Raw genomic sequence first — 14399 nt, 5'->3', positions numbered from 1 at the left:
TATGGCTATCGATCTGACGGCTTTTCACTTCCTGCGCCCGTTATGGCTCTTGCTGTTCATCCCAGCCGTGCTATTACCGTTTGCGTGGTTGCGTCGTAACGATGTGCGTTCACGCTGGCGCAACATCATCGCGCCGCATTTGCTGGAGCATCTGATCGTCGGCGAGCGTGCGAAGCGTGGTTTGCAGCCGATCCATTCGTTGGCCGCGCTGATCGCCTTATCCGCCATTGCCGTGGCGGGGCCGACGTGGCAACAGGAACGTCCGCCCTTCGATCGGGACAAGGCGCCGCTCATGATCGTCCTCGAACTCGCGCGTTCGATGGATGCAACCGATGTCGCGCCAAGCCGTATCGAACGGGCAAGGCAAAAGGTGCTCGATCTCGCGGCAGCGCGCAAAGGCGCGCGCACCGGGCTGCTGGTGTTCGCAGCGAGCGCGCATCTCGTCGTGCCGCCCACGGAAGATCCCGCCTTGCTCGGGCTTTATGTGCCTGCGCTCGCGCCCGAATTGATGCCGCATGACGGCAAGAACGCCGCTGCCGGCCTGGCGCTTGCGGAGCGTGTCTTGCAGAAGGCCGACGACGCAGCGGGCACGATCGTCTTCATGAGCGACGGTTTCGATGAAAGTCATACGGATGATTTCGTTCGGATGGCGAAGGAATCGCGCCACCAGTTGCTTTGGCTCGCGGTCGGCACGGAACGCGGCGGCGCGATCCGTGGAGCGCACGGCGAAATCGCGACTGACGGAGCGGGCCGCCCTGTCACCGGCACGTTCGATGCAGCCGCCATCCGCAAAATCACGCAAGCGGCTTCGATTCCGCTTGCAAGCATGCGCGCGGACGATGACGACGTGCAATGGGTGCAGCACCGTGCGCAGGTGTATCTCGAAGCGGCGCAGGATTCGAAGATCGTGCCGCGCTGGAGGGAATCGGGCTACTGGCTGCTCGCGCCGATTCTCGTCATCTCCTTGTACTGCTTCAGGCGCGGCTGGACGGTGAAGTGGCTGCCGATCATACTAGTTGCGCTTTCAATGGCTTACTTTCCCAGGCAGGCGCAGGCCGCGTCGTTCGAGTGGCTCGATCTCTTCGCAACGCATGATCAGCAGGGTCGCTACAGCTTCGAACATGGCGACTACAAGCGTGCCGCCGCGCGTTTCGACGATCCCATGTGGAAAGGCCGCGCACAGTATCTTGCCGGCGACTTTGCCGGCGCACTCGATACGTTCACCCGACTCGACACGCCGGACGCGTTGTTCTATGTCGGCAACACGCTCGCGCGGATGAAAGATTACGCGGGCGCGATGAAGGCTTACGACGCCGCGATTGCGCATCGCGCGGGGTTCGCGGAGGCGCGTGCAAATCGGAAGCTGGTACAGATGCTCATCGAGGACGACGAGCAGAGTGACGAATCGACCACGCAGAAGCCCGATCAGGTCGAGACGGACAAGAAGAAGATCAAAGGCGGCCAGCGCATGCTGGTCGAGCAACAGCGTCCATCGGAGGAAACGTGGATGCGTAATCTGAATACATCGCCCGCGGCGTTTTTGCATCAGCGCTTCGAACAGGAAGCAGGAGCGAGCCCGTGATGCGATTGCTCCTCGCGATAGGGTTCGTCATTCTCTCGAACGTGTTTTCGATCGCTCACGCGGACGATGCGCCCCGAACCATGTTGCGCGCGCATCTCGAACCGGCTGGCAAGGTGGTGGCGGGCAGCGCGGCGCAACTCGTCGTCGATGCGCTCACGACCACATGGTTCACGGCCGCGCCGGACTGGCCGCTGTTCGACGTGCACGATGCGTTCGTCACGTTGCCTGACGAGAGTGCGCAGAATCTTTCGGAGATCATGGACGGTGTGCGCTGGTTCGGGGTCCGGCGCGTCTATCGAATCGTGCCGCGCGCGGCGGGCACTTTCGATGTGCCGCCGTTCGCCATCACGCTGCATCCCGGCGGCGCCGACGGACCGGTCACGCTTACGACGCCCCGGCTGGAGTTGGTCGCAAGCGTGCCGGCGGGGGCCGAAGACATGGCGTCGTTTTTCCCCACGCCAAAGCTTACCGTGACGCAAAGAATCGAACCTTCGGACGGCAAGCTGGAAGTCGGCGGCACCTTGACGCGTGCCGTCACGGAGCGCGCGGAAGGCACCGAGTCGATGCTGATTCCACCGCTCGCTTTTGCGGACATCGCCGGATTGCGCCGTTATTCGAAGCCGCCGGTAACCCGCAATATCACGCAGGACCGTTCGGGATTCGTCGCGGGCGAGCGCACGGATACGGTCGCGTATCTCGTCGAGCGTCCGGGAACGTACACGCTGCCAGCAATCGATATCGAATGGTGGAACACGACCACTCGCGCGCGCGAAAAGATTCATCTTCCGGCGCTCAGCTTTCGCGCGCATGCAGCGAGCGAACGGCCGCTTTGGGACATTCCGGGCGGCCTGGCGCGGCATACGGTGATCTACCTCGATGAGAGAGATGTCATGTATGCGTGTGTCGCCCTGGCGGCGATGGCGCTCGCGATCTGGTTTTATCCGCGCATGCGTGTACTGATCGAGCGCGGCTGGCGCCGGTGGTCGGCGTGGCGCAAAGCACGCGCGGAAGGCGAGTTCGCCGCCTGGCGGGCGCTTCGAAAGGCCGCGAGCGCGGGCAGCATGTCGCGCATCGTTCCGGCGCTCTACCGATGGATGGACGTCAATCCGCGTTATCCGCGTCCGGCGCGGCTTCGCAATATCGGCGAGTTCGAACCGAGCGACTTGAAGCGACTAGCGGATTCGGCCATCGTCCATTATCGGGGCACGGGTCGCGCCGATGAAGCGCCACCCACACGTCTACGCCGTCACACGAAGTTTTGGCGAAGTTGGAGAACGAAGCGCCCGGCGCTGGCTCCGCTCAACGACAACGAAGATCGGTAGAACCGACTCTCACGCGACGTTCTCTTTGTTCGCGATCATCCCGTCGTCTTCGGCCTGCGCATCCTCCGCGCTCTTACTCGTCTCGCGAAGCGCGGCCGTGAGCTCGGCCGGTTTGATCGTATCGAGCACCACGAAGCTGTGTAGCGCCGCCTTGGCGTCGATCTCGAAGCAACGTTTGCCGGAAATTTTCGCCTTGGCGTCGCGAGCTTCGATCTCGGCAATCTCGGTTGCGAGCGGATGAGCCTGTCTCTTGAGAATGGCGCCGAGGCGCGCGTCGACCATCACCCGGTCCATGCTCCAGTAGGCGCGATTCGAAAGCGCGTTTTCGCCGGCGAGCACGCTATCGGCGACGACTTCGAGACCCATCGCCCTGAGCTTTGCGACATCGGAGCGAAGGCTTTCCGTGTTGACGCGCGCCGTGCCGCGTTCGAGCCGCAGTTCGAGGCGGCTCGCGTCCACGCCGCTCTCTCGCAGCGCCAGCGTCAGCGTCTGGGCGAAGTCGCTGGTCAGGAGCTGCTTCGGATAGACCGGCACGCAAACGGTAATCTCGGGCAAGTCCGTGGCGAGCTTGCAGGCCTCGCGCAAGATCCAGTCGCCGAGAGGAACGACGAGACCGCTTTGTTCGGCGACGCGCAGGTAGGTTTCGGTGCCGAGGCGGCCGAGCGTCGGGTGGTTCCACCACGGCTGAATCTCGACGGCGATTGCGTCGTTTGCGGAAACACGCACGCTGCAGGCAAGATCGAACTCACGCGCCTTGATCGCGATCAGCATGTCGTGCGCCAGATGCCGCTCGGTCTCGGCGGAGGTTTCCGCATCCTCGGCGTAGAAGGTGAAGGTGCCACGCTGCTTGCCCTTGGAACGATAGAGCGCAACGTCGGCGAAGCGGAAAAGCTCGTCTTCCTCCAGCGTGTCTTGCGGCGTCAGCGCGATACCGATCGAAAGACCGACCTCCAGCCACCGCTCGCCATGAGCGATCGGCTGCGACACGGACTCGATGAGGCGCTCCGCGAGTTCGACGATCTGCGGCCGCGTGAGATTCGTGGCCGCGACGACGAACTCGTCTCCTCCGATCCGCGCCACGAGCTGCCCTTCCGTCAACTCGCCCGTCAGACGGGCGGCAACGGTGCGCAGGACGAGATCGCCGACTTCATGGCCGAACGTGTCGTTGATCGGCTTGAAGTGATCGAGATCGAGATAGAAGAGCGCGAGCTCGCTGTCGGTCGCCGAAAGCACCTGACGCATGAACTTGCGCAGGCCGAGCCGGTTCGGAAGGCCCGTCGCCGGATCGTGCTGGACTTCTTTCTGGGCGCGCGAGAGATCGGCGGCGAGCGAGACGTCGGCGGTGATGTCGGCGGCGATCTTGACGATCTTGAAGGGCTTGCCGTTCAGGTCGTAGATCGGATTGTAGGACGCCTGAATCCACACTTCCGCCCCGTTCGCGGCAATGCGTTTGAACTTCGAGGACAGGAACTTGCCCGCGCGCAGATCGCTCCAGAAGCGTGCGTAATCGGCATGCGCGACGGTTTCCTTGTCGACGAACATGCGATGGTGCCGGCCGACGACTTCCGGGAGCGCGTAGCCCATCAGGGTAAGGAAGTTGTCGTTCGCCTCGAGCACATTGCCGTCCATGTCGAACGAGACGACGCTTTGCGACTTGTTGATCGCGGCGATCTGTCCTTCGTAATCACCTTGCCGCAGCTTTTGCCCGGTGACGTCGACGGCGTTCTTGACGACCTTGAAGGTGCGCCCGTTCATGTCGAGGATCGGATTGTAGGAAGCCTGCAGCCAGATCTCGCGGCCATCGCGGCCGAGCCGCTTGAACTCGCCTGCCTGATACTCACCCGCGGCGAGCGTCTGCCAGAACTTCCCATAAGCTTCGCTTTCTCGCTCCTCGGCCGAGACGAACATCGAATGATGGCGACCGATGACCTGGGACAGCCGATAGCCCGTCAGGTCCAGGAAGTTGTCGTTGGCGTCGAGGATCGTGCCGTCGACATTGAAGGCGACGACACTCTGCGACTTGTGGATCGCGGCGATCTGACCTTGGTGGTCCGCCTGGCGAAGCTTTTCACGCGTGACCACCGTCGCGTATTTGACGATCTTGAAGGGCCGCCCGTCCTGGTCGAGCACCGGGCTGTAGATTGCCTGCAGCCAGATTTCGCGCTTGTCGCGGCCGATCCGCCGGAACTCGCCGCTGCGATGACGGCCGGCGGCCAGATCGCTCCAGAAGATCTCGTAGTCGAGACTGTGCGCGTATGCGGGATCGACGAACATGCGGTGATGACGGCCTTCGAGCTCCTCCATCGTGTAGCCGACCGCTTCCAGGAAGTTGCGGTTGGCGTCGAGAATGGTGCCGTCGGGCGAAAAGGTCACCATGCACTGCGACTTGTCGATCGCGGCGATCTGGCCTTCGAAATCGGCGTTCTGCTTCTTCTCCGACGTGACGTCGACCGCATACTTGACGATTTTGAACGGACGTCCTTCGAGGTCGAGGATCGGATTGTAGGTTGCCCGAAGCCAGACGGCCTTTTCGTCCTTGCGGAATCGCCGATATTCGCCGGAAGCGTGCAAACCCTGCCGCAACCGTTCCCAGAAGGCGGCATAGGACGGGTCCCTGGCCTCGTCGGCGGCGACGAACATTCGATGATGCTTGCCGACGAGTTCGTCGAGCCGGTAGCCGGTGGCTTCCAGAAACTTCTCGTTGGCATGAAGGATGGTGCCGTCCATCGCGAAATGGATGACGGCCTGCGAAGTGTTGATGGCGGCGATCTGGCCAGCGACGTCGGCGGCCGACATCATGCGGTCAGTGACGTCGCGCACCAGCATGACGGTCTCGCCGACTGCGCCGTCTTCGGTTGCGACCGGTATGCAGGAAACCTCGGTCCAGAAGGACGTGCCATCGCGCTTCAATTGCTGCATCTCGCCGAAGAAGGCTTTGGCGGTCGCGAAGACCGTATCGATCTCGTCCGGCGTGGTGGCGCCTGTCGCGAGCGGCCTGAAGATGCTGCGATTGCGTCCGACGAGCTCCCAGCCCTTGTAGTCGAAGAGCTCCAGGAAGCGCTCGTTGACCCGAAGGATGCTGCCGTCGGGCGCGAAGGCGATCCGCCCGAGGCTTCTCTCCAGCGCTTCCTGATCGGCTGGAGTAAAGGAGAATTTCACCGGATTGTTATGCATTGTCACCCGCCAGTAGAAGTTGCGGCGATATGCGCTGATGGCAGGTTGGAACGAAGTTGTCTCATGGATCGAATTCGACGATCACTTAACCTTTTCCCTAAGCGCGAACTTTCTGGATTAACGGCACTGGAAGGAAAAAATTAAACAGGCGGTGAAGATCGATTTGATTGAGACACGCGTAGTCGACGGGCGCATCTCATGGCGGACAACGCTCAGGGGCAATGTTGGATATGCGTGCTGGCTACAGCGTCGGCTTGAACTCGATCCCAGGCGCTTGCAACGATTCCGGCGTCGTTGCGAACGCGCTTTGGGGTTCGTCATAGGTGCCGCAGCGTCTCGGCAGACTTGATCGACTCAAGCCGTAGTGGACACATCAAATGGGTGCGTCAACCAATGGCTGACGTCCCGCACACGAGGACTGGGGAATCCATGAGGTGGCCGAGCTTTGCGACAGGATGCAAGATCCCGAGCCGAGGCGTATCCATTAGACGGGCGCTTGCCGCTCATGAGCGCGCCCTGCCGATTGGCGTTTTTGAGACGGCGATGGGGTTTTCTTAGGTGATGTCGGCACCTAGGATGGTCCCCCCGGCAGGAATCTCCCGGCAAACAGCAAACTTTTAGGCAACACTATCAAATGCCTTCAAACTCAATGCTGGCGGGCGTTCGGCGCGTTCGGTAGCCGACATTTCCGACATCGAAATCCATCAGAATTCCCCGCATTTCGGATATGCTTTACGCCAAATTTACGCCAACTGATGGGGAAGCATGGCAACGTACAGGAAGCGCGGCACGAGTTGGCGCGCAGAGGTGGCAAAGGGCGGCGTCCGAGAGTCGGCCACATTCGATACCAAGGCCCAGGCTGTCGAATGGGCCACGAAGCTCGAAGCTGAGATTGCGGGTGGCCGGCGGCGGGCATACGCGAAGGTCCAGAAGACGCTGTCCGACGCGATGGACGAATACCTCAATAAGATCTCGCCGAATTTGGGCAAGCACGACTGGAATGTGACCCGCATCGCTTTTTTGAAAGCCGAACTGGACTTCTGCGGCGAGCTGATCCGCAATGTAAGGCCCGAGTCGATCGCTGACTGGCGAGACAAGCGCCTAAAGAATGTGAAGTCATCGACCGTTAACAGAGACATGAACCTGCTTTCTGCCGTGTTCGAGGCAGCGAAAACGGAATGGAAGTGGATTCACGATAATCCCTGTCACGAGGTGAAGCGTCCAAAAGACCCGCCACCTCGCCGCCGGCGCGTTCCGGACTCAGACACATCGCTCATGACCCATGCTCTTGGACTTGAAGATGGAACGATAATTGCGACGACGCAGCAGTACGCTGCGGTGGCCTTTCTTATCGCGATTGAGACGGGAATGCGGCAAAGAGAATTGCTAAACACTATTCGACCGAACGTCCATTTATTGCAGCGGTACGTGCATATCCCGAAATCGAAAAACGGTGATGCGCGTGATGTTCCGCTAACAACTAAGGCGGTTGAGTTGTGGAAGCGCCTTCCGGAGATTCAGGGTGATCAAAGGTGTTTCCCTATAGCGCAGAGTAGTGTCGATGCATTGTGGCGCAAGGTACGAAACAAACTTGCTCAGAAACATCCGCATATGGCTGATCTGCATTTTCACGACTCACGGCATGAAGCGACCACAAGACTTTCGCGGAAGCTTAATGTGCTGGCGCTCGCCAAGATGATCGGGCATCGCGATATTCAATCGTTGATGATTTACTATGACGAGACGCCAGCGGAACTCGCTGCGCGCCTAGACTAGGCCGCAGACAGAGAACAACCATGAAAATCAAGATTTTGATTGTGGCAGGAGTAGTGAGCGTTTTCGAGAGCGCAAACGCCGCGCAATAAGCCGAATGTGCGAACAGGGTTGACCCTCCGTCCTGTGATCGCGTGATTGACGCTATGCGCTTCGCAGACGAACATCAGGCGCAGTTTCAGGCACAGCAGGCCGCCATGCCCAAAGGCGGCGGCGCGCAAACGCCCTACCCCCTGCCCGCCAACATGCCGACCATCATCATTCAATCGCAGTAACGCTTAACTGCCGTGATAGATCTCACCCTGCGCGCCGGACATCATGAAAAGTTTGAGTTTGGTGCCCGCGACTTCAATGCCGAAAACTGCGCGGCGGTCGAGTTCGCGCCGAATGAGTAGAGACTGCGGACGACCGGCGTCGCCTGAAGCAGGACCGCAAAAACGATCGCGCCCGCGATCACCAGAACGAAGGGCGTCGGCAGGAATGAATCGCAAACCGTACTGATGCCGAACGCCATGTACGCCGCCTGAAAATCCGCAATTGCCTGATCGCCCAGCAGCACGTACGCAAGGCCACGAAACAGCGCCAGCGTGCCGATGGTCACGGCCAGCGAAGGCAAACCGAAGCGCACGATCACGAGCCCGTTCATTAGCCCCGCAAGCACGCCGGACAACAGCACGAGGACGATGACGAGCGGCATCGGCAAACCCATGTGCCAGAGCACGCCCATCAGCGCGCTCGATGCGCCGAGCACCGACGCCACCGAAAGATCGATATGCCGCATCAGCACATCAACCCATTAGCCGGAGAGACATACGCGCGCTCGGACCGGATTTTCCCATCACTAATCGATGCATCATTCGCACAACTACGCACGATATAGATCAACGTTTCAGGAAGCTGTTTTGGATTTCAGTGAGGCCGACAAAGATGTGCCGAAGTCCATCAGTAACGCTGCGCGTTCACCTTGTTATGATCCGAGGCAATGCGAAATAGGCGCACATAGGCGTCATTCGGCGTGAGGACTTGAAGTATAGGGATGTGTTCTCGACGACTCGGGTCGGTCTTGGCAGAGCTGCTTGCCCTGAATCGAGATATCGGCACCGGGATCGTGGAAGAGCCTGGAGATCACGCAAGCAACGTGCTCGTCGAGACGTGCCCAGAATTTTTCCGCCATGGTTTATCCTGCTTCCGGTTGGTGCAGCGCTTCCGCGTTTGCGTCTACTGCTTCCTCGGTGCGAGGCTTTCTTTCGATATCTTTGGTTTCCCTTGCCGGGCCTACGCCTTTATCGAATAAGTGACTTGCGATAACGCCCTGCGCTTGAAGGGTAAAGACCTCACGCTGGGACGTTTAGCACTACCCCATGCGTCGGCGTCAGCATTATCGGCCATCCCAGAAGAAGCTTCTGCAACCACTAGTGACAGCCCGACATAGCGGCGTGTCTATCGCCCATGCCTACAGCGGTGCTGGATTTGCGGTACGTCACTGGTTGCTTAGAGTTTCATCGCGACGGACTCCTGACTCATACCACCGGAGTTTAAATCGATGTACCAGTCGATCGCGGTGGCACCTTTCAAAACACGATTGAATGAGAAATGCGCCTATTCCAAGTGGTGCGCCGAGGCATCCCCGCCGTGCGCTCATGTGCATTGATCATTCTAGTCAACACCGGTCTTTATAAGCACCGACGGCGCCTTTTTTGGCCGCCTAGCAATCGCTCAAAGGTGGGATGTCGCCGAGGAAGAAAATACTGTGGCGAATATCCCGGCACTTCTTTCTCGATAGCGAAAGGCCCGGCGTCAGCGTTGTAGAAATCAAATCTTTCTACAATATTCGTGCCAGGCCAACGTGCTCGGGCAATATCTCCATTCACCGTCTGATGTACATATCGCGGATCAAGACTCTCCATGATACTTATTTCTCCCTGATAAGCTTTAACGGGAGTAAAAGTTTCAATTGAAAGCTTTGCGGCAAAGGAGCGAGGCCCGCCATCCGCCCCATTGCAAGTTACAAGTCGCAAGTAATTATAGTCCTCGAGGGAATAATAACAACGCAGAAGCCGACTCACCTGGCTCGCCGATGCGTTCATTTCACCAATATGCAGTTCGCCGTTCACGAAACGTGAATGAGCAACAAGGTTGAGACGCTTGGCGTTCTTATAAATGTCGTCAAACAAATAAAAGCCAGGTTCTGACGCTACAAGCTCCATTGCACCTCCCAGAGTAATGCGTGATGCGTAAGACAACTTACTCCGTCGGGCGAAACGTTGCGAGACCTGCCGCACACCGCCAGCGAACCCGCATATGCCGACGGCGAGCGATACCCATCCGAGTACAGCCGACGCCTTCGGATCGCTATCCTCAACAGCGCCGCTCGCGATCGCCGTAACGTCAGCGACTACGCCCGCCGTTCCAACAGCCAGTCCTACTGCGGACGCGCTCTCGATTGCGGCTATAACGCCGCCTGCTGCGGCGATGGAAGCGCCTGCGGTGAATGCTGCAAGCCCTAGCCCCACTACCCCCAGGCCGATACCCATCCAGGCTTGCCAACTGAGATGTCCGGAGGGATCCAGCCTATTAATGGGGTCGCCCGCGCAATATGCGTAAGGGTTAATGCCGCCCGCCCCAAACGGGCTCAGACTGTCTGGGCATGTGAAGCGCATCAAGCTAGGACTGTAGGCTCTGTACCCGTTACCAAGATGGTAGGCACCGCTCACGGCGTCTCGCCGTTCTCCGCCATAAGCCGGGAGGCCCGGTGCCTCACTTCTTTTCACCATACGGGCCATATACCTACTCCACATGTTAAGTTCTATTAAACGCAGCAACGACTTCATGGCCATCGCTAGTACCAGTGAGCCACGTCGTCTGCTGCGCACCGTCGTTAACCTGCGCCAAGGTGGCCGGACCCAAACGCAGTAGGTGCTGCTCCCGACCCGCAGTAGAGTCTGAGATCCAATTTGAAAGTTGCTCCGCCCGGTAATTGTGTTTAAGCTGAGAGCGCGACCCGGTCAAAGCCCTGAAATATAGCTTGCCTCGCGAGACCAAACGAGCCGCAGCATCATCAACCTAATGGCCTGTGTGTATAAACCGAAGGGAAACTAAAGTACCTATCTCATAGTGAGTTCAGCATACTTGTTTGGATTGATTGCGTCGATTCTGCTCAGGAGCAGAGCTGCTTTCCTCATGGGCTTAGCGGCGGAGTCAGCGGCGGACGTTGCGGCACAAAGTGGACTGGTTGATAATTCAGTCGAGACTTGTCAACACGGAACCGATGACCGTTTGCGTTGAAAGCCCGAAATTGATAGCGAAGCACCTCAGAAGGGTTTGTGATGTGGGGAGGTGCTGGATAAAGCGCATGCATCTCACGAAAAAGGCCCTCAGGCCAAAACCTCGGCGATGTCGCATACACGCGTCCAGCATAAGCTTTCACCGGTTTGTTAATCATGGTGGCAAACCTCTGAGCGTAAGAATTCGCTCCTCCATAGCCAGCAAAACAAGATACAAGTCGAACGTAGCGATAGGCATCTATGTCGATAAATGACTGTTCTAAGACATACGCAAGTTGGCCAGCCGTGAGTAAGTCGGTCGGGTGCCTCTGCAAGAAAGTAATTCCATGCTGATGTGTTGAATGCGCTACTATATTCAGGCGCCTCAGGCCTTTATAATTGTCACCGAAATAGAAGGCAGATTGATAAGGGAAAACCAAAAGCCTGATATTGCCTCCCATTGCGACAAATTCGGGAGCCCCCTCGTTCGCTGTGCGAGCAATACCGCGCAACCCAAATGGCCGTGCGAAAGCCACTCCAAGAGCACCCGCGCCCAGCGACATCCACCCTAGGATGGCTGATGCTTTCGAATCGCTATCCTCAACAGCGCCGCTCGCGATCGCCGTAACGTCAGCGACTACGCCCGCCGTTCCAACAGCCAGTCCCACGGCGGAAGCGCTTTCGATTGCGGCTATGACACCGCCTGCAGCGGCGATGGAAGTGCCCGCGGTGAATGCCGCGAGCCCTAGTCCCACTAACCCCAAACCGATACCCATCCACGCCTGCCAACTAAGATGTCCGGAGGGATCCAGCCTGTTAATGGGGTCGCCCGCGCAATATGCGTAGGGATTAATGCCGCCCGCTCCAAACGGGCTCAAGCTATCCGGGCATCGGAAGCGCATTAATGCGGGACTGTACGCTCTGTACCCGTTACCCAGATGGTAGGCGTTGCTAAATGCATCGTGCCGCTCCCCGCCGAATGCCGGGAGTTTTCTGTCTGCATTCCGTGTGCTGCTTGATGCCGTTTGATCCATATGAAATCTCGAATGTCTGCGCTTCGTCTGACGTGACAACAACGTCGTGTAGGTCGTTCAAAAGCAAAGCCGTGTTGTCATCTTCCGTGACGTTCATTTTTTGCACGAACAGTGTCGTCAGGCAAGCGTCCCACCGGAACGACCGAACACCACATTCGCGAATACAACTCGGATTGGTTAGTTATTCGCTAGAATCTGAACCGTCGTTCAGCGCGCGGCGGATCGACGCATTATTGATGGAGGAATACCGAGTATCCCGCTTCGCTAATCAAATTCTTTGGCCGCGTTACTCGACGGCTCGTCTCCGGTGATCAGACCTCGCCGTTGCAGCATGAGCACGTAGTGCTGCAAGTATGTTGCTCTCATTCGGGCGTCGCCATCAGCATCGTCAACTATTGCAAAAAGAGCTGCTCCAACCGTTGGTGATAACTCGGCGTAGCGACGGGCTCCATCGCCCATGCCGCCGGCGGTGGTGCCTGTACCTGGGGCATTGACACCGCTGGTTTTTTTGGTAATTGCGATGCGCAGCCGACGAGTGCCGTGAGCAATAGCGGTGCGATTTTTCGCATTGTCTGCTTCATGGGACGTTTTCTCACGGTGGAATTGTTGATCGAGCGCGGCAATACGAGCGGCCGCTGCGTTGTGAGCCGCGATCGCAACGCTCGCTTCCTTCGCTGCGTGCTCCGACAGGGTCGCGAGCTTCCGTACGTTCGCCTCGTTGTCGCGCGCGTGAGCGGCCTGCTCCGTAGCGAGCTGGCTGTTGTCGAACACGTGAACAGCGCCGCCGCCGATTGCGACGCCAACAGCGCATGCTGTCAGCCCGGCGATGAGGTATGGTGCGTAACTCATAAGTCTCGCTCACAAAGCGCTCGCTCTTCGGCGCGACGCTTCACTAGGCCGGGAAGCACTTTCCCTCGCGAGCTCACCCACTGCGCGCGACCATCGTCCGATTCGTTGATCGCCCGGCATGCGCCCCTCCAATCGTGCTCATTGAATCGCTTTGCGGTCGTGCTCGCACAATAGTTGCGGCCGCCTATGTTGTAGGCGAAACTCACCGCGGCCGCGAGTTGGCTCGGATGATCCTTGAGGCCCGGGGTACATCGAAGCACATCATCGGCATGCGTCATGAGTTGGCGGTTCAACGACTGCCAGCACTCGTCCGGACTGTACGACTGGCCGACAACGACGTCATGCGTGTCGCCGTTGCATTTCGTCGCAACGCCCACAGGATCGAGGTAACCGCGATGCACAACCCCTTCGAAGCGAGGCACGATGCAATACAGCGTGGTTGCAGCTACGGTGCCGACTATGCCCGCGAGCGCTGCTTTCCCAAGGTTTGCCATTCAATGATCTCCAGAAACAACAAAGCCCCGGCTGCCGATGGCAAGCGGGGTTTCATTAATATTGAGCAGAACTACGCGCGAGACGACTCGCGTTCGCGCGCGCGTTGGTCGCGCCGGTCTTTTCTCCAGGCGAACACGAAACTCGCGCTAATATAGGCAAGCGTCGCCACCGCCACCCACCAGTTGATATCGTGCTTGCCTAACCACAGCCACATGTTCCCGCCTGCCACGGGCGCGCACTTCGCCGCGCTCGCAACAAATTCATCGTTCATCGCTTCTCCCACATTCATCCTGGTGAGCGATCGCGCATGCCGTTGCGTTTGCAATGGTTAAAAAAAGCCGCCCGGAGGCGGCTTAAAGACCATCACCATGCTTCGAGAGACCTCACCGTGCGCCGCAGTCCCGACACCGGCGAACGCACTGCTGCGAGGCAAGGCCGATTTTTACAACACAGCCTTTCCGATGCAAGCGGCTTGTGCGCATGCTTCAGGTGCAAACGGTGTGAATCTTCGGATGTACGTGATCGCTTGTTCCTATTCAGGCTCATCGCCTTTCACAGTTGCTTAATACGGCGTTTCTGCTACCGCTCCATTCCCGCGGTCCCGGCCCCGCGCAGATTCGTACCTGCCAAGTCCGCGCCGCGAAGCTTCGCTTTTTCCAGACGCGCGCCATCCAGGTCCGCGCCGCTTAGGTCGGCTCCGCGCAAGTCAGCTTCGGACAGGTCCGCGCTGCGCAGACATGCTCCGCTCAGATTCGCGCCCTCAAGCGACGCTTTCACAAGAACCGCGCCCCGCAAATCAGCGCCACGCAGGTCCGCGCATGTGAGCTTTGCTCCAGTGAAGTCGACATCGCAAAGCGAGGCGTTCGCGAGCTTCACATTCACGAGCGGCGCACTGCCCCGATGCTCG

General features: G+C 58.9%; 12 protein-coding genes and 3 pseudogenes. 5 read left to right on the top strand and 10 right to left on the bottom strand.

What is annotated here, in order from left to right; translation table 11 throughout:
* Nucleotide 1: 1 nt before the first annotated feature.
* Both QCE79_RS04310 and QCE79_RS04305 read left to right on the top strand, forming a co-directional pair.
* Nucleotides 2–1582 carry a VWA domain-containing protein gene (locus QCE79_RS04310; protein WP_309842112.1) on the top strand — a complete coding sequence of 527 codons (1581 nt, stop codon included), beginning with the start codon at nt 2–4 and terminating at the stop codon, nt 1580–1582.
* Nucleotides 1582–2904, top strand: a complete 1323-nt coding sequence (locus tag QCE79_RS04305; protein WP_309845175.1) for a hypothetical protein — start codon at nt 1582–1584, stop codon at nt 2902–2904. The genes QCE79_RS04310 and QCE79_RS04305 overlap by 1 nt, the downstream gene beginning before the upstream one ends.
* Before the next feature lie 9 nt (nt 2905–2913).
* Here QCE79_RS04305 and QCE79_RS04300 read toward each other — a convergent pair whose 3' ends face one another.
* Nucleotides 2914–6078 (bottom strand): PAS domain S-box protein, encoded by a 3165-nt coding sequence (locus QCE79_RS04300; RefSeq protein ID WP_309842109.1) that lies wholly within the window; start codon nt 6076–6078, stop codon nt 2914–2916.
* A 765-nt stretch (nt 6079–6843) separates the two neighbouring features.
* On the opposite strand from QCE79_RS04300, the gene QCE79_RS04295 reads away from it, so the two are divergent.
* Together QCE79_RS04295 and QCE79_RS04290 are read left to right on the top strand one after the other, a co-directional pair.
* On the top strand, nt 6844–7854 hold the full coding sequence (locus QCE79_RS04295; RefSeq protein WP_309842106.1) for a site-specific integrase: 1011 nt from the start codon (nt 6844–6846) through the stop codon (nt 7852–7854).
* Nucleotides 7855–7997: 143 nt separating this feature from the next.
* Nucleotides 7998–8126, top strand: a complete 129-nt coding sequence (locus tag QCE79_RS04290; RefSeq protein WP_309842102.1) for a hypothetical protein — start codon at nt 7998–8000, stop codon at nt 8124–8126.
* A gap of 33 nt (nt 8127–8159) precedes the next feature.
* On the opposite strand, the pseudogene QCE79_RS04285 reads toward QCE79_RS04290, so the two are convergent.
* Nucleotides 8160–8626, bottom strand: a pseudogene (locus QCE79_RS04285) (ABC transporter permease); the annotation flags it as partial.
* Between the two features lie 288 nt (nt 8627–8914).
* On the opposite strand from QCE79_RS04285, the gene QCE79_RS04280 reads away from it, so the two are divergent.
* A complete protein-coding gene (locus tag QCE79_RS04280) occupies nt 8915–9145 on the top strand; it encodes a hypothetical protein (RefSeq protein ID WP_309842099.1) in 231 nt (76 codons plus the stop codon).
* 379 nt (nt 9146–9524) lie between these two features.
* Here QCE79_RS04280 and QCE79_RS04275 read toward each other — a convergent pair whose 3' ends face one another.
* From QCE79_RS04275 to QCE79_RS04245, 8 genes and pseudogenes are all read right to left on the bottom strand, one after another.
* The gene (locus QCE79_RS04275; protein ID WP_309842097.1) at nt 9525–10385 is read right to left on the bottom strand and encodes a hypothetical protein; all 861 of its coding nucleotides are present in this window, start codon (nt 10383–10385) and stop codon (nt 9525–9527) included.
* A gap of 30 nt (nt 10386–10415) precedes the next feature.
* A pseudogene (locus QCE79_RS39295) lies at nt 10416–10625 on the bottom strand (RHS repeat-associated core domain-containing protein); the annotation flags it as partial.
* A 404-nt stretch (nt 10626–11029) separates the two neighbouring features.
* A complete protein-coding gene (locus QCE79_RS04270; RefSeq protein ID WP_309845338.1) occupies nt 11030–11890 on the bottom strand; it encodes a hypothetical protein in 861 nt (286 codons plus the stop codon).
* 30 nt (nt 11891–11920) lie between these two features.
* Nucleotides 11921–12148: pseudogene (locus QCE79_RS04265) on the bottom strand (RHS repeat-associated core domain-containing protein); the annotation flags it as partial.
* A gap of 264 nt (nt 12149–12412) precedes the next feature.
* A complete protein-coding gene (locus tag QCE79_RS04260; RefSeq protein WP_309842095.1) occupies nt 12413–12997 on the bottom strand; it encodes a lysis system i-spanin subunit Rz in 585 nt (194 codons plus the stop codon).
* Nucleotides 12994–13491: a lysozyme gene (locus QCE79_RS04255; RefSeq protein WP_309842093.1), complete on the bottom strand. Its 498-nt coding sequence runs from the start codon at nt 13489–13491 to the stop codon at nt 12994–12996. Before QCE79_RS04255 ends, QCE79_RS04260 begins: the two co-directional genes overlap by 4 nt.
* A gap of 71 nt (nt 13492–13562) precedes the next feature.
* On the bottom strand, nt 13563–13763 hold the full coding sequence (locus QCE79_RS04250) for a hypothetical protein (protein WP_309842091.1): 201 nt from the start codon (nt 13761–13763) through the stop codon (nt 13563–13565).
* Between the two features lie 308 nt (nt 13764–14071).
* On the bottom strand, nt 14072–14399 hold a 328-nt coding region (locus QCE79_RS04245), incomplete at its 5' end, for a pentapeptide repeat-containing protein (RefSeq protein ID WP_309842089.1).

Origin of the sequence: Caballeronia sp. LZ003, from assembly GCF_031451465.1 — a bacterium.
Taxonomy (GTDB): domain Bacteria; phylum Pseudomonadota; class Gammaproteobacteria; order Burkholderiales; family Burkholderiaceae; genus Caballeronia.
This window is presented reverse-complemented; position numbering and strand designations above follow the sequence as displayed.